Genomic DNA, 20,511 nt, shown 5'->3' on the forward strand with positions numbered 1-20,511 from the left:
CCTTTTAAGAGCAATTGTTAGCCTGTCTACATATTAATTATGTATCCATTTTGTTCACAGATAACACCTATATGTCGTGTTCAAAATTAAGGAAGTAAAGACAGAAGAATTGCTATTCACCCGACTGAATATTGATTCTTTTATATCAGGCGTGGTTGCCAAAAGAGGTTAAAGTGAAACAGTTTAAACTAAGTAAAATAACACTATTAATCATTACGGCGTTGCCTTTAATTGCTCAAGCTCAATCTGTAAATACGTCAGAAAACTCATCAACAATCGATTCTGAGCTGATATTAATTAGCTCAGAATCTACCGATGTTAAAACCGATATTCACACACAGAAAGATAACTCCCGCATATATTTAGATGAAGGTGCGATCTGGGCTACCCGGGACATTACCAAATTTTCACCTGTGCTTAATATTGATCTCAGTGATGAGGTTGAAGTTGAACACAATAAAGTGACAGATAGCCTTCGATTTAATATCCAAACTAATTACTCTCATTACATTAAGCGTTGGCAGCTTGCGGTATACCGTGGCAAAGATCGCCATTTATCTCAGCCATTAAAAGTGCTGACTGGTGATGAACTGAGTAATGATTTTGATATTGAATGGGACGGAAAAACTGAAACGAACTATCAGTTTAAAGCTGGGGAGCAACTGATCTTTAGGCTCAAGGTTTGGGATAAAGATAATAATATGGATGTATCGACACTCGGTGTTACCGATTTGGTTCATGCTGATAAACAAGTGGAAATCGATAAACTTGATAATGATGACAACAATGAAAAGCGCACTTATGGTCGTGCAACATTGATGCGTCATAACATTCCCACGTCTTCAGGCATGGCAAAAATGATGGGCACGGGGCTAAAGGGCGTTGATACTGTCACCATTGGTGAAGATGAATACACGGTGGAAGATGGCAAATTATATGTAGAAAAGTATTTGCCAACAGATGCCTACATGTTCCCAGTGAAAGTGAAATATGACGATGGCAAAGAGCGTGACTACCAGCTATTTGTTCGTATTCCTGATACTTACTATGCTCAAGCTGGTTTAGTGGATCTGTATTTTGGTAAAAACCATGTTTCCGGTAATAAAGATGTGCTGGGCGTGGATGATCAATACCAAGGTGATATTTATAACCGAGGTCGCTTAGCCTATTTCGGTCAAGGTAAGTTTGGCGACAAGCTTCAGGTTGTTGCCCATGTTGATACCAAAGAATCAGCGTTAAAAGATATGTTCAAACATCCGTTTGCCGCAGACGACACAACGGTATTTGATATCTTAGACGATGACGACGAAATGTATTACGGCAACTATGGTGATGAAGCCAATATTGAAAAAGTCGTTAATACAAAAGGTAAAGTCTATCTGGATGTGCAATATGACAAATCCAGTGCCATGTGGGGTAATTTCAATACTGGGTTAACTGGTACTGAAAATGCAGACTACAGCCGTAGCTTATATGGTTTTAAAGGGGATTATCGTACGCGTCAAACCACGTCATTTGGTGATGATCGTCTTGCTGTCACCGCTTTTGCTTCACAGGCCGATACGCTTTCTTCACATGATGAATTCTTAGGTACTGGTGGTAGCTTATACAGCACTCGTCACGGTGAAATTGTACCTGGCAGCGACAAAGTCACTCTCGTTGTGCGTAACAGTAAAACAGGTGTTGTGGAAAGCCGTAAAACCTTGCAATCGGGTCGTGATTACACCATTAACCCGTTCCAAGGTCGTATTGTACTGAATAAACCATTAAGTCAGCAGTCACAATCTGGTGGTGATGGAGTATTAGATTCATCAACCAATAACGATCTCGAAAACTACTTATCGGTTGATTATGAATATGTGCCAAACGGTAGCGAAGCACTAGAGCAAATGACTACGGGTGGACGTGTTAAAGGCTGGCTTACTGATAACATTGCCCTTGGTAGTACCTATGTTCAAGAGCAAAAAGATAATCAGAATTATCAATTATCAGGGGCTGACTTAACCTTAAAAGCCACTGAAGGGAGCTATTTAACGGCGGAATTTTCTCACTCTGAAGGGCAGCAAACTGACAGTAATTATTTGTCAAAAGATGGTGGTTTAAGCTTCGATAAAATTGAAAACACCGATCCAAGCGCAAAACGTCAAGGTGATATGATCCAAGTACATGCAGTCGCGAGTTTGTACGATCTTATGCCTGATACCTTTGGTGCTGTCGGTAACGATATTGAAGCTTGGTATCGTGATAAAGATTTAGGTTATTCCTATGCCAGCCAAGACGATAACTTGGCACAGTTAGCTTATGGCTCGAAGCTACGTTTGCAGTTTGGCGATCGAACACAATTAACTACTCGATTTGATCATTTAGATGAGCAAGACAGCAGCGGTAAAACAGTTACTGATACCGAACGTGTTGAAGTTGAAGGTCAATACCGAATTACCGATCATTTAAAAATTGCCACAGCTGGTCGTCATGTCAATGAGCTTAATAATGACGATCAGCAAAGCTCTGGTGATTTGGTAGGCGTTCGTGCCGATTATGAATTTAACGATGACAATAGTGTTTACGTTAAAGGGCAGAAAACCGTTAATGCTAGTCAGAGTTTTGATCAGGACGATAGCGTAGCTGTTGGGGCTGAGTTTGCACTGAATGATGATTGGACGCTATCCGGTGAATATGCCACGGGTGATCGCGGCGATTCACTGCAAGCGAAAGTGGATTACCAAGTTAACGATTACTACTCTACTTACGCGAGTTATATCCAAGAAGATTACGATAACGAAAACAATATTGTCTTTGGTCAGAAAGCGGATCTCACCGATACCTTGTCGTTCTATCAAGAAAATCAGTTTGTGGATGATAACAATGGCAAAGGTAAAGTGAACTCGTTTGGCTTTGATTATGATGTTAATGATGACGTTGACGCAGGTATTGCCTTTGAAAAGAGTAACTTAAAAAGCACAGATAATGGTGATATTGAGCGAAGTGGGATTAGTGTTTATACCTCGGTTGATAAAGACGATTACAGCTTAAAGAATAAAGTGGAATACCGTGTCGATAAAGGTGATAGCAAAGTCACTCAATTTGTTACCACTAACCGTTATGTTCATCACCTTAGCGATGAATACACCTTGTTTGGTAAGTTTAATTACTCGAAATCTAAAGATGAAACCAAAAACGAAGTCGTTGAACGCTACACAGAAAGTAGTGTGGGTTTAGCTTATCGTCCTATTTTTAATGATCGCTTGAACTTCTTAACTCGTTACACCTATTTAGAAGATTACGATCAAACTGACCGTTCCAAAGAGCAAGATACCAATAATGAGAAGAGCCATATTGTTGAAGGTGAAACGATTTATTCGGTTAATGCCCATGTTGATCTTGGTTTGAAAGGGGCTTACAAGAAAAAATCTGAGCTTTATAAACGTAAAGACACTAGTGATGTGCCCGTAAAGAACGAGATCTTCCTAACTGGTGTCAGTGCCAGCTATAAAGTGATGAAAGACTGGGATGTATCTGGTGAGTATCACTGGAAAAAAGATCGTGTGACCGATGATTTAGAGCAAGGTGCATTAGTGTCTGTGAATAAACATATTAATGATAATGTGAAAATTGGTGTGGGTTATAACTTTTCTAAATTTGATGATGATTTAGTACATAACGATGATTACAACGCGAAAGGCGTCTTCATTAACTTAGTAGGTAAATTCTAATGAAAAAATCACTCTTCGTATTATGTTTATTAGCGTTATTGAGTGGTTGCTCAACGGATACTTATGTTAGCCAAGAAAACATCAATAAGTTTGATGATCTCACTGTGAAGAAGTTTTTAATTGCAGAGCTTAAGCCGAAAACAATAGCGGAAGATAAGAAGATATACTTGTCTTTGATCTCGCATTTTGACTTTGATAAAGCGGTTTTAAAACCACAAGACATTAAAGAGTTAGATGACTTTATAGCTAAAATCCAGTCACTTTCAGGTGATATATTAATTGCAGGTCATACCGACTATCAAGGTAGTGATAGCTATAATGAAGCTTTATCGCTGCGTCGCTCACATGCGATTGAAAGCTATTTAAAAGCGCGAATTGATGAAAGTCATTATCATTTTGAAGTGAAATATTTTGGCGAGAAGAATCCCATCGTGAAAGGGCACAGCTTAAAAGCCAATGCATTGAACCGTCGTGGTTTGGTGATGTTCACGGAAGTCTAATCGATAAATTCGAGATAAAGAAAAGGCGAGAAAGGTAACCCTTCTCGCCTTTTTAATTCCGTTTGTAGCGAAATTATAGCTTGTCAGTTAGCTTAACAGCATCACCAATGTAGTTTGCTGGTGTTAGCTCTTTTAGACGTGCTTTTTCGTGTTCAGGCAGTTCAAGACCATCGATGAATACACGCATACCTTCGCCATCAACACGCTTACCACGAGTTAGCTCTTTTAGCTTCTCGTATGGCTTCTCGATACCGTAACGACGCATTACTGTTTGTACTGGCTCTGCTAGTACTTCCCAGTTTTTATCAAGCTCTGCTGCTAATGCATCGGCGTTGACCTCTAGCTTGCTAATACCTTTCAGTGTTGATGTGTAAGCAATAATTGCATAACCACAACCAACACCTAGGTTACGAAGTACTGTTGAGTCAGTTAGGTCGCGCTGCCAGCGAGAAACAGGTAGTTTTTGTGCTAGGTGGCTAAAGATAGCATTCGCTAGGCCCAGGTTACCTTCAGAGTTTTCAAAGTCGATTGGGTTAACTTTGTGCGGCATTGTTGATGAACCGATTTCACCCGCAATTGTCTTCTGCTTGAAGTGACCTAGTGCAATGTAGCCCCAAACGTCACGGTCGAAGTCTAGAAGGATTGTGTTGAAACGTGCGAATGCATCGAATAGTTCTGCGATGTAATCGTGTGGTTCAATCTGCGTTGTGTAAGGGTTCCAAGTGATACCTAGAGAAGTCACGAACTCTTCACTGTACTGGTGCCAATCGATTTCAGGGTAAGCTGAAAGGTGAGCGTTATAGTTACCTACCGCACCGTTGATCTTACCAAGAATTTCAACGTTTTCGATTTGCTTGTATTGACGTTCCATGCGGTACGCCACGTTCGCCATTTCTTTACCCATTGTAGATGGAGACGCTGGCTGACCGTGAGTACGAGTAAGCATTGGAATATCACGGAATTGATTTGCTAGATCTTTGATCGAATCAATCACGTTACGTACTTCTGGAAGCATTACTTTTTCACGTGCTTCAGTTAGCATAAGTGCGTGAGAAAGGTTGTTAATATCTTCTGAAGTACATGCAAAGTGGATGAATTCGTTAACCGCGTGAAGCTCTGGTAACTCAGCAACTTTTTCTTTTAGGAAGTACTCAACCGCTTTAACGTCGTGGTTTGTTGTACGTTCAATCGTTTTAATGCGTAACGCATCTTCTTCACTAAACTCAGCTGCAACACGATCTAAGAATGCGTTAGCTTCAGGGCTGAATGCAGGAACTTCCACAATAGCATCAGTAGCGGCTAATTTTTGTAACCAACGGATTTCAACGATTGTGCGGTACTTTAGCAGACCAAATTCACTAAAAATGCTGCGTAGTGCGCTTGTTTTACTTCCGTATCGGCCATCTACTGGGGAAACAGCAGTCAATGCTGACAGTTCCATATTGGGTCTCTCCTGATATATAAGGGTTAAAACAATTTGTTCATCTAGCTAGGGGGTTAGCCAAAGCTAGATGTTATGAATATTTACATCGTCGCTTTTAGTTTCGAGCAAGCAAGATTTTTGCTTGCTCGATCATTTGTTTACGACCAAACAAGAGGTGGCGACGTTTACCACCGACTTGACGCCAAAGTACCGCACCACGAACAGCTGCAAGTAACAACGCACGCACTTTATGTTGTACGTGAGATTGTTGTAGCTGCGCAGGTGTGCCTGATACCTGAATACGAGGGCCAAGAGGGCTAATAATATCAAGGTAAACGCTCGCGATATTACTTAGCATCTGCTCGTCAAGTAGCTCGAAATGATCACGTTGACGTTTAAGCATATCAATACGATCCCCAAGCTGTGACATGCTATCTCGACGGCTTTCCAACTTACGTTCTAGTGCCATTACGCTGACTAAGTAGCGAGTAATTTCGCTACCTGACGTGCTATTGTCGATATCACGTACCATGGACTCTAAGCCCATACGTAGGTTTTCTTCATTTCCATATACAGCAATGGTATTGTTTGGTGTTGTCTCAACAATACTATTTAATGTTGCGGCTAGAATATCGTTGTCACAGCTACCATTTTTGGCAACTTCCTGTACTAGTTTTACCGCTTGGCAAATACCAGCAAAAGCGATTGTTCGGTCATAAACAGTGTAAGCCACGGGTGAAAACTCCTTTAAATTCGCTCTTCAATAATGCCGCCACCTAGGCAGATTTCACCGTTGTAGAATACCGCGGATTGACCTGGAGTAACTGCAATTTGAGGCTCATCAAAAATCACTTTAATGGTTTCATCATCCATTGGAATGATGGTGCAAGGAATGTCTTGCTGGCGGTAACGTGTTTTCACGGTACAAGCCATCGTTTCACGAATTGGTTGACGATCAACCCAGTGTAATTGCTTCGCAATCAAACCGTTTGATTTAAGGCGCGGGTGATCTTTACCTTGGCCCACAATCAATAGGTTGTTTTTAACATCTTTATCAACCACATACCAAGCATCTTCGTGACCATTACCACCTTTTTGACCACCAATGTGTAAGCCTTTACGTTGGCCTAGCGTGTGGTACATCAAGCCTTGGTGTTCACCAATTTCTTTACCTTCGTCAGCAGTAACAATTTTACCTGGCTGAGCGGGTAGATATTTACCTAAAAATTCAGTGAACTTACGCTCACCGATAAAACAGATACCTGTTGAATCTTTTTTCTTCGCTGTAATTAAGCCTTGCTCTTCCGCAATGCGACGAACTTCTGGTTTCTCTAGTTCACCAACAGGGAATAAGCTACGTGCGATCTGCTCGTGACTTAATGTGTACAAGAAGTAGCTTTGGTCTTTGTTATTATCTACACCACGTAACATTTGTGGTTTGTCACCTTCCGTAGTTGGGAAGCTACGACGGGTGTAGTGACCCATAGCAATGTAATCAGCTTCAAGTACTTCGTCTGCAAATTCAAGGAATGCCTTAAATTTGATTTCCTTGTTACATAGAATATCTGGGTTTGGTGTACGACCGGCTTTGTATTCAGCTAGGAAGTACTCGAAAACGTTATCCCAGTATTCTGCTGCAAAGTTAATGGTGTGCAGAGGAATACCCAGCTTGTCACATACAGCTTGTGCATCAGCGAGATCTTCTGCAGCAGAGCAGTATTCGTCGTTATCGTCTTCTTCCCAGTTTTTCATGAATAAGCCTTCAACGTTATAACCCTGTTGAAGGAGCAGGTAAGCGGATACCGATGAATCTACGCCGCCGGACATGCCGACAATGACTTTCTTTTGGCTGTTATCTGACATATTTCTCTTCAGTCGCTAATTTAGTGTTAAGGGCGTAATTCTAACAGAAAGCATTGAGCTGAAACAGATCGAGAGCAGAATCACACTTCAATAAATAAGTGACATAACTTTGTGTGTTAGGTGTAAACTAAAACACCCTCAAAAAAACACTTTAAATACAATAAGTAATGATAAAAGTCACCAATAAAAAAGAGGGTGTATGTTTAGATTTAAACCCAACGCAAACGTTTGCTATTTGTTTGGATGATAATAGATATAGTGATGAATGTGTAGTTTTTTTAGTAGGAAAGAGTGTTTTACATTTTGAATAATAATTTGTGTGTTCCTTTTTATAAAAGAAACACACAGATCAAACGCAGAGTTAGACTGGGGACGTTGTTGTAAGGGGGACTTCACGCCATTCACCTGGGGCTAAATCATCAACCGTCCATTGTGCCATTTGATAGCGAATTAGACGCAATGTTGGATAACCGATATGGGCAGTCATACGACGAACTTGGCGATTACGCCCTTCTTTTAATGTAATAGCAAGCCAGGTTGTTGGAATGTTTTTACGTTCACGAATCGGCGGATTGCGATCCCATACTGTGGGGGACTCAATGACTTCGACACCAGCGGGTAATGTCATACCATCTTTTAATTCTACGCCATCACGTAAAGCTTGTAGATCAGCTTCAGCAGGTATGCCTTCAACTTGTACCCAATATACTTTTGCTTGCTTTGATTTAGGTTGAGTTAACCGTGCTTGTAAAACACCATCATTGGTTAGAACTAATAAACCTTCACTGTCTTTATCTAAGCGCCCAGCAGGGTAAACATCTTTTACTGGAATGAAATCTGCGAGGGTGCTATCGCCCGGTTCGCCCGAAAATTGAGTCAGAGTATTAAAGGGTTTGTTAAATAAAATGATCTTTTGTGGGCCGCGAGATCGTTTCGGTTTATTTAATTTTCTTGATGCCCTGCGCTCATTATTGGCACGTTTAGGTTGACGAATCGTGGTATTTGGCTTCATAAATACTGCCGTAATGGAGATTTGTAATATAGACAGGCCTATTATACGCGAAAATAACACAATTGGCGTGTCGTTAAAATTTCAAGTATGATTTGCTCGCATCTTACAAAAAGATAACAAATGGACGCTAGGAGATTAAAATGGATAGTAAAGTAGTTGTACCAGTTGAAGGTCAGAAAATTACCCTAGATTCTGATGGCAAATTGGTCGTTCCTAACAACCCAGTCATTCCTTATATTGAAGGTGATGGTATTGGTGTTGATGTAAGCCCTGCAATGATTAAAGTTGTAGATGCAGCTGTAAAGAAAGCCTATGCTGGCGATCGTAAAATTGAGTGGATGGAAATCTACACAGGTGAGAAGTCGACGCAAATTTACGGTGAAGATGCTTGGTTACCTCAAGAAACATTAGACTTTATCCGTGACTATAAAGTAGCGATTAAAGGCCCACTGACAACGCCTGTTGGCGGTGGTATTCGCTCACTGAATGTAGCATTACGCCAAGAGCTAGATTTATACATCTGTGCTCGTCCTGTTCGCTACTTTGATGGTGTTCCAAGCCCACTTAAGCAACCAGAGCTAACTGACATGGTTATTTACCGTGAAAACTCTGAAGATATCTATGCGGGTGTTGAATTCCAAGCAGGTACTGCTGAAGCGGATAAAGTGATTAAATTCCTACAAGAAGAAATGGGTGCAACTAAAATCCGTTTCCCACAACAATGTGGTGTAGGTATCAAACCTGTATCTGAAGAAGGTACTAAGCGTTTAGTTCGTGCTGCAATTCAATACACAATCGATAACGATCGTGACTCACTAACATTGGTACACAAAGGTAACATCATGAAGTTCACCGAAGGTGCCTTCAAAGATTGGGGTTACGAAGTTGCACTACAAGAGTTTGGTGCTGAACTACTTGATGGCGGCCCATGGATGACTTTAAAGAATCCAAATACGGGTAAAGAAATCGTCGTTAAAGATTGTATTGCTGATGCATTCTTGCAGCAAATTCTACTTCGTCCTGCTGAGTACGATGTAATTGCAACAATGAACCTTAACGGTGACTACGTATCTGATGCACTAGCGGCACAGGTTGGTGGTATCGGTATTGCACCTGGCGCTAACATCGGTGATGGTATTGCACTGTTTGAAGCAACGCACGGTACTGCACCTAAGTACGCAGGCCAGGATAAAGTAAACCCTGGTTCACTGATCCTTTCTGCTGAAATGATGCTGCGTCACCTAGGTTGGGTTGAAGCTGCAGATCTAATTATCAGTTCAATGGAAGCGGCAATTAGCAATAAAACAGTAACTTATGATTTTGAGCGTTTAATGGATGGCGCAACACTACGTAAGTGTTCTGAATTTGCTGATGATATGATTGAACAAATGTAATTGACTCCTTGCATTATAGATATGAGCCCAGCATTGCTGGGCTTTTTTGTGTGCAATTAGTACAGCTTGTCTGCTAATCAAGCATTTAGATGAATAGTTCGTGCTGAAGATCTCAAAGGTGATATTTGACCATAATTCAATGGTTTTCATCGTTAATTATTTCGCATATGATAAAAATAAAGAGAGGTAATTGTTAATAATATGTTTGAATTTTACTTGTGGTAGGGATTTTTTGATTATTCACTATTTATTCAAAAGTATTGAGTAATATTCGTTTCTACATCACAAGGTTAGCGAATAATCATGCGATAGGCGTACTTTTAATGTTCATTGAGTCAGTTGGCCATAGACAAGTAAACACATTATTATTATTGTTTATTAGTAATGCTGTAGATGTTGAGATAGAAGGGAATATCAAGAAAAATTAAAGGCGAGCGGTACTCACCTTTATTATACACAATGTGGTAGATACAAGATTACTTAGCTTCATCACCTTCAGCGAGGACGATTTCGCTAGCATGATAGCCTTTAGGGCCAGTTTGCACTTCATAGTTAACTTGTTGTCCTGCCTTAAGTGTTCTGTATCCTTCCATCTGGATTGTAGAGTAGTGGGCGAAGATATCATCTTCTCCATCCTCAGGGCAGATGAAACCAAATCCTTTGGCGTTATTGAACCATTTCACTGTACCTGTTGCCATGCTATTACATCCCTCTTGCATTCAACTTCCATTTGGCATTAGTTATATACCAATATATTTGATAATTTGCATACTAATGCGTTTTGATGCAGATTATATCTACTACAGGTAACACTTTAGTAAAAAGAGCAAGTCAGTCAAGTGTTCTTTGTAACATTTTGATAAAATCTTTTTTGTTGGCTTCGCTATAGCCAGCTTGTGAACTAATGAACTAAGATGAAACTATGAGTAAGTTATACGAATGGATTAGCCCTGACTCCGATATTTTAGAAGAGGAAGAGATTCAGGTTAAGCCACCATCGATGTACAAAGTAATTTTAAATAATGATGATTACACCCCGATGGATTTTGTGATAGAAGTGTTACAAACTTTCTTCTCCATGGATCTGGAGAAAGCTGCTCAGTTAATGCTCGCTGTGCATTATGAAGGTAAAGCTATTTGTGGAACTTTCACGGCAGAAGTAGCAGAAACAAAAGTAGCGCAAGTAATGATGTACGCACGCGAACATGAACATCCGCTGTTGTGTACTATGGAAAAAGCATAATCTTTTTCCGGCACGCCATTTTTAGTGGTTTTTAGGGGAGGTGCCTTATGCTAAACAAAGAACTTGAAGCGAGCCTAAACGGTGCATTTGCCCGTGCGCGAGAAAAGCGCCATGAGTTTATGACTGTAGAACATCTATTGATGGCTCTATTAGATAATGTAGCAGCTCAAGAGGCTTTATTAGCGTGCCGCGCTGATTTAGACCAATTGCGTCGTGAACTTGATTCCTTTATTGAACAAACTACGCCATTAATTCCGGTTGATGATGAAAGCCGTGAAACACAACCTACGCTAAGTTTTCAGCGTGTCTTACAACGTGCCGTTTTCCATGTTCAGTCATCCGGACGTAGTGAAGTTACGGGTGCTAATGTTCTTGTTGCTATTTTTAGTGAACAAGAGTCTCACGCCGCTTACCTATTAAAGAAAAGTGATATTAGTCGCCTAGACGTTGTTAATTTTATCTCGCATGGCACTGTTAAAGACAGTGATAATGATGATGTTAATTCATCAGATATGGGAAATAGCGAAGAACAGCGCGCAGAAGCGAGCTCTGAAGATAAGCTAGAGAACTTTGCAACTAACCTTAACCATCTTGCAAAAGCTGGCGGTATTGATCCATTAATTGGGCGAGATAAAGAGTTAGAGCGTACCGTTCAAGTGTTATGCCGTCGTCGTAAAAATAACCCACTATTGGTTGGTGAAGCTGGAGTCGGTAAAACAGCGATAGCAGAAGGGTTAGCATGGCGTATTGTTGAAGGACAGGTGCCAGAGATTATCAAAGATTGTGTGATCTACTCTCTTGATATTGGCTCGCTACTCGCGGGAACTAAATATCGTGGTGACTTTGAAAAACGTTTTAAAGGTATTTTAAAGCAGTTAGAAAAAGAAGATCATGCCGTGCTATTTATCGATGAGATCCACACTATTATTGGTGCCGGTGCTGCATCGGGTGGTCAAGTTGATGCTGCGAACTTAATTAAGCCGTTACTAAGCAGTGGCAAGTTACGTTGCATGGGGTCAACGACCTATCAAGAGTACAGCAATATTTTTGAGAAAGAGCGTGCACTTTCACGCCGTTTCCAAAAAATTGATGTGATTGAACCATCTCTTGATGATACAACCAAGATCTTAATGGGCTTGAAGCCGAAATATGAAGCACACCATGAAGTACGTTTTACTAATAAAGCAATTCGTGCAGCAGTAGAGTTATCGGCAAAATATATCAATGAACGCCATTTACCAGATAAAGCGATTGATGTGATTGATGAAGCGGGAGCTCGTTGTCGTCTAGCTCCAGCTAACCGTCGTAAGAAAACGGTGAACGTAGGTGATATTGAAGCCATGATTGCTAAAATGGCACGTATTCCTGAGAAGTCGATTTCATCGAGCGATCGTGATGTACTTCAGCATCTTGATGACAAATTGAAGATGCTAGTCTTCGGTCAAGATAATGCAATTGATGTACTTACTGAAGCAATTAAGCTCAGTCGTGCAGGTTTAGGAGCTGAGAATAAACCGGTAGGTTCTTTCTTGTTTGCAGGCCCTACAGGTGTTGGTAAAACAGAAGTGACTGTTCAGCTTGCACGTACGTTAGGCATTGAGCTGTTACGTTTTGATATGTCAGAGTATATGGAGCGTCATACTGTTAGCCGTTTAATCGGTGCTCCTCCTGGTTATGTGGGTTATGACCAAGGTGGTTTATTAACGGACGCCGTGATTAAAAATCCACACTCAGTAGTACTACTGGATGAGATTGAAAAAGCACACCCTGATGTATTTAATCTACTACTGCAGGTAATGGATAATGGTACGTTAACAGATAATAATGGTCGTAAAGCGGATTTCCGTAATGTGATTTTTGTGATGACGACCAATGCGGGTGTTACCGAGACAGTACGTAAATCTATTGGCCTTATACAACAAGACCATAGCCATGATGCGATGACTGAAATCAAACGTGTATTTACACCTGAATTCAGAAACCGTTTAGACAATATCATTTGGTTTAACCACCTAGAGAAAGATGTTATTGGTCAAGTGGTAGATAAGTTTATTGTTGAACTGCAAGCCCAACTTGATGCGCGTGGTGTATCGATGGAAGTCTCTGAGCGCGCACGTAACTGGATGTCAGATAAAGGTTATGATAAATCAATGGGTGCTCGTCCGATGGCTCGTGTGATTCAAGATAACTTGAAAAAGCCGCTGGCGAATGAATTACTGTTTGGTTGTTTAGTGAATGGTGGTTCTGTACGTGTTGACTTTATTAATGATGAGCTTGATTTCCAATTCAGTAGTGAGATGGAACCTGCGCATTAGTGATTAAATGCGATAAAACTAGAACGCCGCAGACTATATAAGTCTGCGGCGTTTTTTTATCTACGCAAAAAGATTATTTGATAGATAAAATAAAACCCAGCAATTAGCTGGGTTTCACTGCATCGTTAATTTTGAAAGAAAATTAACGTGCGCGGAAGACGATGCGACCTTTAGTTAGATCGTAAGGAGTCAGTTCCACAGTTACTTTGTCACCAGTAAGAATACGGATGTAGTTTTTACGCATCTTACCAGAGATGTGAGCAGTAACTACGTGACCGTTTTCCAGCTCAACACGGAACATTGTATTAGGTAGTGTATCTAGTACAGTACCTGCCATTTCAATTACGTCTTCTTTTGCCATTGAATCCTCTTAGGCTACCAGCCATTCATCTTGATCGGGCTGGATAATGCCTCGAAACTGTTTAAGTGTAAAGTTTAGGTGGTAATTTTACCCTTGCCAGTTGTCTTTGTCAGCTTTTGTTCGCGATTAATACGTATTTTCTACGTAAATTGACTTTTGTTTGATGTGTTCAGTTTGTATTGCTTTAGATTTAAGCAAACTTATTGCCATATACCATCAATAAGTTTTTGATGAGGGGAAAAACGTGTTTTGTAATTCATAGCCTTACAAGCATCGATTTGAAACCCTGGATATAGCCACTGACGCTTTGATTGACGACAGAACTCGATTTGAAAAAGTACACACAAGGTTCCGAGTGAAAGAGAATGCTCTGGCTCAAAAAAGCTATACACAGCACTTAATGCGTCAGGAAATACATCTGTGACTGCAATGGCGATAAGTTTGTCATCTTCATAAACATGCAAAAATGCGGTTGCCATCCAAGGTGCAGTTACAAATTCAAAAAATTGCTCTTTATTAGCTGGAAACATGGAGCCTGTAGAGTGACGAATACGGATGTATTTTTCATATAATGTAAACCAGTTTTCATCTAGCTTTGTTTTAAATTCGAAGCGCAGATTTCGCATTTGAGCTTGTTGACGCTTTTGACTTCTTGATGGTGTGAATCCTTGGCAATCAATACGTAAAGGGGTGCAGGCTGAACAAGCAATACACATAGGCTTATAAATGGCACGGCTACTGCGACGGTAACCTGAAGCTATTAATAAATCGTAGCCTTCGGGTGATAGCCACTGTGGCTCAATAACTACCCCTAATCGCTCTGTTTCATTAGGTAAGTAGCTGCAATTAGATTCTGGTGTTAGACCAATTTGTAGTGATAACTGATTCATTGGTTAGGCCTGTGCAACCGGTAAAACGTGAGAAAGATAGGTTTCTACTGGCAGTATAATATCTCGCTGCTGGTAAAGATGGTCTAAAAATAGCGAACGCTCAAAGGTTTCTGCGCCTAAGGATTCAAGGTGTGGGTTCATCATTTGGCAATCAATTAATGTACCACCAACCTCAGAGAAATAACGACAAAACTGCCATAGTGCAATTTTAGATGCATTATCAGCCAATGAAAACATCGACTCACCACAAAAAACAGTTCCTATTTCAACACCATAAAAACCACCTACTAGTTTTTCATTAGACCAAACCTCTACAGAGTGACAAATACCTAACGTATGTAGTCTTTGATAGGCTGAAATCATTTCTTCGGTGATCCACGTTTGTTCAGGCCCACGGCAACTTGCACAGTGGTGAATCACATCATGGCATGCTTTATTGATTGTAATGGTATAGCCTGATTTGCGGAAAAACTTTTTCAGGCTTTTACTTGGCATAAAAGCATGTGGATGAAAAACGCCACGAGGGGTAGGGCTCCACCAAAGAAGAGGTTCACCTTCAGAAAACCAAGGAAAAATACCTTCACGATAGGCGGTTTGTAAGCGTTTTGGGCTGAGATCACCTCCCATAGCCAGTAACCCATTAGGCTCTGATAAGGCGTTTGATGGGTGAGGGAATTGGTAAGCGTTGCTATCGATCTCTGGTAAATAAATAGTCATACTTTACTGATAGTAGTGGTAAATCTTAAATGATTATATCGCAGTTGATAGTGAGATGAGACAGATAATAAAAAGGCGATACACTCAGGTATCGCCTTTATTTATTTTTAGCTCTTACAGTACTTAAATACGATTACACAATTCTGCGTAACGACCGTTTTGTGCCAGTAATGCTTGGTGTTTACCGCGTTCGATGATTTCCCCTTCATCCATTAAACAGATTTGATCCATTTGATCGAGTCCAACTAATCGGTGGGTGATAAAGAGTACGGTTTTATCTTTTGCATGTTCGAGTAACAAGGCTAATATTTGTTGCTCAGTTCGGCGATCAAGACCTTCTGTTGGCTCATCCATTAGTAGGATAGGCGCATCATGAAGCAGTGCGCGAGCGATACCTAAGCGGCGTCTTTCACCACCAGAGATTTGACGTCCGCCTTCACCTAACCAAGTATCTAACCCTTTATCTTCAAGTAGGGGAGATAGGCCGACTTGAATTAATGCTTCTGTAAATTCAGCATCAGTGCCGTTAGGTTTCGCTAACACAAGGTTTTCACGCAATGAACCGTTGAAGATATCAACACGTTGGCTAACCACGGTAATTGCTTTACGTAGAGCGCCTTCACTCCATGCAGGAAGTGGTTTGCCATCAATTGAAATTTGACCTTGCTGAGGATCCCAACTACGCGTGAGCAGTTGAAGTAAGGTTGATTTACCACAACCTGTTCGCCCTAGTAATGCCAGTTTTTCACCTTGTTTTAAGTCTATTGATACATTCTTCACAACAGTCTGAGTGCTACCGTAGTAGGTGTAGCTGACATTTTCAATCTTCAGCTCACCTTGTGCATCACAGTGGTAACCGTTTGGATCAAAGACCGTATCTGGCGTAGCTTCAATGATTTCATTTAAGCGTTTTGCTGACGTTATGGTTTGTCCTAGGTATTGGAAAGCACCAGCAACGGGCATCATCATCTCAAAGCTTGCCATGGTTGCAAATGCGACCATAGCTACAAATGGATCGGGCGCATGGCCACCAATACCATCAGCAGCAATCCATAGAATGACCACTAAGGTCCAGCCTGTAGCTGCCATCAACATACCATTCGCAATACCTGTTAAACTCGCCATTTTGCGTTGAGCTGCAAGCAGTTGGTCTTGCTCTGCTTCTGCTTGTTGGCGGTAACGAGGTTCTGCATTAAACAGCAAGAGTTCTGCATGGCCTTGCAACCAATCTAGTAGTTTTATACGGTAGTTCGCTTTTGCAACTGTCAGTTGTTCACCGTTACGTTTACCTAAGCGGTAAAAGATAATAGGTAATATAAACATTAATGAGAGTAATATCCCACCAAGTGTTAAGCCTATCTTTGGATCAAACCATGATAAAAATGCGGTAATCGCAGCAATACCCAGTACGCCAATCACTAAAGGACTAACCAATCTTAGATAGATGTGATCCATCGCATCAACATCAGCAACTAAACGGTTCAGCAAATCAGCATCACGTAGGTTCGCTTGACGACCTGGGATCAGTGGTGTGAGCTTTCTAAAGAAAAATAAACGTAGATCGGCAAGGAGCTTAAACGTTGCATTGTGGCTAACAACGCGTTCCCCCCAGCGACCGGCTGTACGTGCCATAGAGAAACCACGAACACCTGCACCGGGTAGCATGTAATTGAATGTTTCTCTGGCTATGGTTAAACCTGCAACAGCAGAAGCGGCAATAAACCATCCCGATAAAGTTAATAGACTTATAGCGGCAAGAATTGTAGCTAAACCTAAGAGCATACCGAGTGTTAAGCCAAACCAATGCTTACGGTAAAGTTTTAGGTAAGGGATTAAATCACGCATCGAGATCCCTCTTATCTGTATGACTTAGCATATCTGCCAGTAAGCCATGTTGACTAATTTCTATGAACGAACCGTTTTGAACAAGTTTGCCATTCTCCATTACAAGAACACGATCCATTGCATGTAATTGATCTAAACGGTGGCTAACCATTAATGTGGTGTGTTGCTCAACAGCACGACCTAAACTTTCAAGGACTAAGCGTTCACTGTTAGCATCAAGGCTGGCTGTGGGTTCATCTAAAATCCAAAACGCACCCTGTTGTAACATCGCACGAGCAACAGCAATACGCTGCGCTTGACCTACAGATAAACCACCAGAACGATCACCCACATGATGTTGATAACCTTTTTCTAAGCGATTAATGAATTCGTCAGCGTAAGCTTCTTTTGCAACTTGAGTCACTTTTGTTTGTTCCGCTAACTGATCACCCAATGTGATGTTTTCATAAATCGTACCGTGAACAAGTAACGGGTTTTGACCAACCCAGCTAATTGCTTGACGCCATTCACTATGGTTAAGCTCTTTTAATTCCACATCATTAACTTTGATACTGCCACGGTAGGGAAGGAAACCCAGTAATGCATTTAGCAAACTGGTTTTACCTGCTCCACTAGGCCCAACCAATGCCACATGCTCATTGACATTAATATTAAATGTCAGTGGACCTGCAAGCTTTTGACCTTCAGGGCTGAGTACTTCTAAATCAGTAACAGAAATTTGAATTTTTTCAGGATTCACTAATGCTTTTGAACCATCCGTCATTTCGTCTGCTTCAATATTAAGAAACTCAACGATAGACTCTGCAGCACCAATAGCTTGTGCCTTTGCATGATAGAAAGTACCAAGATCACGTAGCGGTTGATAAAACTCAGGTGCAAGCACCAGAATGAACAAACCAGTAAATAAAGTAATAGGAATACCGTAGTTACCGAAATTTAATTCACCGATAAAAGCAAAACCGAAGTAAACCGCAACAATAGCAACAGAAATAGCAGAGAAGAACTCTAATACTGCTGAAGATAAGAAAGCAAGACGAAGGACTTCCATTGTACGTTTACGAAGTACGTGTGAAGCTGCATGAAGATTTTCTGCTTCAGCCTCTGCACGATCAAATAAACGTAGGGTAGAGAGTCCTTGAAGGCGATCGTAAAAGTGACCGGATAAGCGTTGTAATGCCTTAAAGTTTCGACGGTTAGCATCTGCAGCACCTAAGCCAACCAGTGCCATGAATAAAGGAACAAGTGGTGCGGTGAGTAAGAAAATTAACCCTGCAGCCCAGTTTAGAGGGAAAACGACAAATAAAATGACGACAGGAATAAGAACGGATAACGACATCTGGGGTAGATAACGTGCAAAGAAATCTTGCATTTCTTCTACTTGTTCTAGGACAAGGCTTGCCCATGTTCCTGCAGGTTTTCCTTTAATATAAGCGGGGCCCAAACTTTGTAGGCGATTAAGAATTAATTGGCGTATATGTAAGCGTATTTGTTCGCCACAACGGTAGCCAAAAATTTCTCTCCCCCAACTACATAGAGCACGCAAACCGATAATGGCAAATAAACCAATAAATTGATTAATAAGAGAGTATTTATCAGCATGTTCAATAATTAGTTGATGCAGAATGCTTGCAAGTAACGCCGCTTGTCCAACAAGTAGTAAACCAGACAAAAAGCCTAATCCAATACTTAGCATAAGCCAGCGTTTTGCTAACTTGCTTTGAGATTTAAGCCACTTGGTTAAATCGCGCTGTAATTGTTTATCCATATAAGGGTTTCATTACGGTATTAACGGTGGGTAGCTCATAGTTAAATGGTGAGCATACATTTAACTATGAGATAAACAAACCGCCACTTATTTAAGTTGCGGTTTGGACACTTACTGATTATTGAGCGTCAAGGTAACGTTCAGCATCAAGTGCAGCCATACAGCCTGTACCTGCTGATGTGATTGCTTGGCGGTAGTTATGATCCATAACATCACCTGCGGCAAAAATGCCTTCAATGCTTGTTTGTGTAGCATTACCATTTAAGCCTGACTGTACTTTAATATAGCCATTTTCCATATCTAATTGACCTTCGAAAATAGCAGTATTTGGCTGGTGGCCAATCGCAATGAACACACCCATAACATCTAACTCTTCTGTTTCGCTAGATTGGGTGTTTTTAAGACGAAGACCAGTAACACCCATATCATCACCAAGTACTTCATCTAAAGTGCGATCTGTATGAAGGATGATATTGCCATTAGCGACTTTATCCATTAGACGATCAATCAGGATTTTTTCTGAGCGGAAAGAATCACGACGGTGGATAAGGTGGACTTCAGCTGCAATATTTGACAGGTAAAGTGCTTCTTCAACGGCAGTATTGCCACCACCAACAACTGCGACTTTCTGGTTACGGTAAAAGAAACCATCACAAGTTGCACATGCAGAAACGCCACGGCCTTTGAATGCTTCTTCTGATTCTAAACCAATGTATTTTGCTGAAGCTCCTGTTGAGATAATTAGCGCATTACATGTATAAGTATTACTTTCACCTTTTAATAAAAAAGGACGCTGGCTGAAATCTGTTTCAACGATGTAATCGGTAATAATTTCAGTATTGAATTTTTCTGCGTGTGCTTTCATGCGATCCATTAGCGCAGGACCAGTTAGATCATCAGCATCACCAGGCCAGTTTTCAACTTCTGTCGTTGTGGTTAATTGACCACCTTGCTGCATACCAGTGATCATCACTGGTTTTAAGTTTGCACGTGCAGCATATACCGCCGCGGTGTAACCCGCAGGACCAGAACCAAGGATGAGTAGTTCACAATGTTTTACGTTACTCATTTCTTCTCCAGGCTGAATGAGATTATTGTTATTGAGAATTGATTGTAGGTAAATTGAAGACGTAAAGGAAGAGTCGAATTAAGAATAGCTTGTTGCTAATTAGTGGTTATATATGACAAAAAAAAGTTAACTAGAGACAAATAGGTTAATAAATAAAACGTTATATAGATCACAAAAAAACACGAAAGAAAATGAATTAGTAAAAAAGTTAAAATTGCAAAATCAGATCATATTTTTATCACGTCATTTTTTTATTATTAATTGTTTTGTTTTTAACCTTACGAGGCGTGTTAAATTTACAAGATAAAAAGTAACATGTTCTTAACGTGTTGATTTGTAGTTTTAATTTATCTGTATTTCTGAGAAGTGGAATAAGAAAACGTAAACAAAGATCCTTTGAT

At 40.6% G+C, this 20,511-nt stretch carries 16 protein-coding genes; 5 read left to right on the plus strand and 11 right to left on the minus strand.

Features of this window, described 5'->3' with window-relative positions:
- Positions 1-173: 173 nt before the first annotated feature.
- Together I3259_RS03340 and I3259_RS03345 are read left to right on the plus strand one after the other, a co-directional pair.
- Complete coding sequence (locus I3259_RS03340; RefSeq protein ID WP_238028322.1) at positions 174-3,713, plus strand: porin family protein; 3,540 nt, start codon at positions 174-176, stop codon at positions 3,711-3,713.
- A complete protein-coding gene (locus I3259_RS03345) occupies positions 3,713-4,213 on the plus strand; it encodes an OmpA family protein (RefSeq protein WP_238028323.1) in 501 nt (166 codons plus the stop codon). Before I3259_RS03340 ends, I3259_RS03345 begins: the two co-directional genes overlap by 1 nt.
- A gap of 73 nt (positions 4,214-4,286) precedes the next feature.
- On the opposite strand, the gene purB is transcribed toward I3259_RS03345, so the two are convergent.
- The 4 genes from purB to I3259_RS03365 all read right to left on the minus strand — a co-directional run bounded on the left by purB (position 4,287) and on the right by I3259_RS03365 (position 8,511).
- Positions 4,287-5,654, minus strand: a complete 1,368-nt coding sequence (purB, locus tag I3259_RS03350; protein WP_238028324.1) for an adenylosuccinate lyase — start codon at positions 5,652-5,654, stop codon at positions 4,287-4,289.
- 97 nt (positions 5,655-5,751) lie between these two features.
- Positions 5,752-6,369: a high frequency lysogenization protein HflD gene (gene hflD, locus I3259_RS03355; protein WP_005368793.1), complete on the minus strand. Its 618-nt coding sequence runs from the start codon at positions 6,367-6,369 to the stop codon at positions 5,752-5,754.
- Between the two features lie 14 nt (positions 6,370-6,383).
- Positions 6,384-7,499: a tRNA 2-thiouridine(34) synthase MnmA gene (gene mnmA / locus I3259_RS03360; RefSeq protein WP_238028325.1), complete on the minus strand. Its 1,116-nt coding sequence runs from the start codon at positions 7,497-7,499 to the stop codon at positions 6,384-6,386.
- 361 nt (positions 7,500-7,860) lie between these two features.
- A complete protein-coding gene (locus I3259_RS03365; protein ID WP_238028326.1) occupies positions 7,861-8,511 on the minus strand; it encodes a pseudouridine synthase in 651 nt (216 codons plus the stop codon).
- Positions 8,512-8,651: 140 nt separating this feature from the next.
- On the opposite strand from I3259_RS03365, the gene icd reads away from it, so the two are divergent.
- Positions 8,652-9,905 carry an NADP-dependent isocitrate dehydrogenase gene (icd, locus tag I3259_RS03370; protein WP_006646581.1) on the plus strand — a complete coding sequence of 418 codons (1,254 nt, stop codon included), beginning with the start codon at positions 8,652-8,654 and terminating at the stop codon, positions 9,903-9,905.
- A gap of 476 nt (positions 9,906-10,381) precedes the next feature.
- Here icd and cspD read toward each other — a convergent pair whose 3' ends face one another.
- Complete coding sequence (cspD, locus tag I3259_RS03375) at positions 10,382-10,603, minus strand: cold shock domain-containing protein CspD (protein WP_238028327.1); 222 nt, start codon at positions 10,601-10,603, stop codon at positions 10,382-10,384.
- A 224-nt stretch (positions 10,604-10,827) separates the two neighbouring features.
- On the opposite strand from cspD, the gene clpS reads away from it, so the two are divergent.
- Both clpS and clpA read left to right on the plus strand, forming a co-directional pair.
- The gene (gene clpS / locus I3259_RS03380; protein WP_006646582.1) at positions 10,828-11,148 is read left to right on the plus strand and encodes an ATP-dependent Clp protease adapter ClpS; all 321 of its coding nucleotides are present in this window, start codon (positions 10,828-10,830) and stop codon (positions 11,146-11,148) included.
- A 47-nt stretch (positions 11,149-11,195) separates the two neighbouring features.
- A complete protein-coding gene (gene clpA / locus I3259_RS03385; RefSeq protein WP_238028328.1) occupies positions 11,196-13,463 on the plus strand; it encodes an ATP-dependent Clp protease ATP-binding subunit ClpA in 2,268 nt (755 codons plus the stop codon).
- A 142-nt stretch (positions 13,464-13,605) separates the two neighbouring features.
- Here the strand turns inward: clpA and infA are convergent, their stop codons facing one another.
- The 6 genes from infA to trxB all read right to left on the minus strand — a co-directional run bounded on the left by infA (position 13,606) and on the right by trxB (position 20,110).
- On the minus strand, positions 13,606-13,824 hold the full coding sequence (gene infA, locus I3259_RS03390; RefSeq protein WP_005368778.1) for a translation initiation factor IF-1: 219 nt from the start codon (positions 13,822-13,824) through the stop codon (positions 13,606-13,608).
- Positions 13,825-14,024: 200 nt separating this feature from the next.
- Positions 14,025-14,714: an arginyltransferase gene (locus tag I3259_RS03395; protein WP_238028329.1), complete on the minus strand. Its 690-nt coding sequence runs from the start codon at positions 14,712-14,714 to the stop codon at positions 14,025-14,027.
- Positions 14,715-14,717: 3 nt separating this feature from the next.
- Entirely contained in the window at positions 14,718-15,431 is a 714-nt protein-coding gene (gene aat / locus I3259_RS03400) for a leucyl/phenylalanyl-tRNA--protein transferase (protein ID WP_238028330.1), read from the minus strand.
- 123 nt (positions 15,432-15,554) lie between these two features.
- The gene (cydC, locus tag I3259_RS03405; protein WP_238028331.1) at positions 15,555-17,276 is read right to left on the minus strand and encodes a cysteine/glutathione ABC transporter ATP-binding protein/permease CydC; all 1,722 of its coding nucleotides are present in this window, start codon (positions 17,274-17,276) and stop codon (positions 15,555-15,557) included.
- Entirely contained in the window at positions 17,269-19,041 is a 1,773-nt protein-coding gene (cydD, locus tag I3259_RS03410) for a cysteine/glutathione ABC transporter permease/ATP-binding protein CydD (RefSeq protein WP_238028332.1), read from the minus strand. Before cydD ends, cydC begins: the two co-directional genes overlap by 8 nt.
- Positions 19,042-19,159: 118 nt before the next feature.
- Positions 19,160-20,110, minus strand: a complete 951-nt coding sequence (trxB, locus tag I3259_RS03415; protein WP_238028333.1) for a thioredoxin-disulfide reductase — start codon at positions 20,108-20,110, stop codon at positions 19,160-19,162.
- Between the last annotated feature and the right edge of the window lie 401 nt (positions 20,111-20,511).

Origin of the sequence: Photobacterium sp. Ph5 (assembly GCF_022129445.1) — a bacterium.
GTDB lineage: Bacteria > Pseudomonadota > Gammaproteobacteria > Enterobacterales > Vibrionaceae > Photobacterium.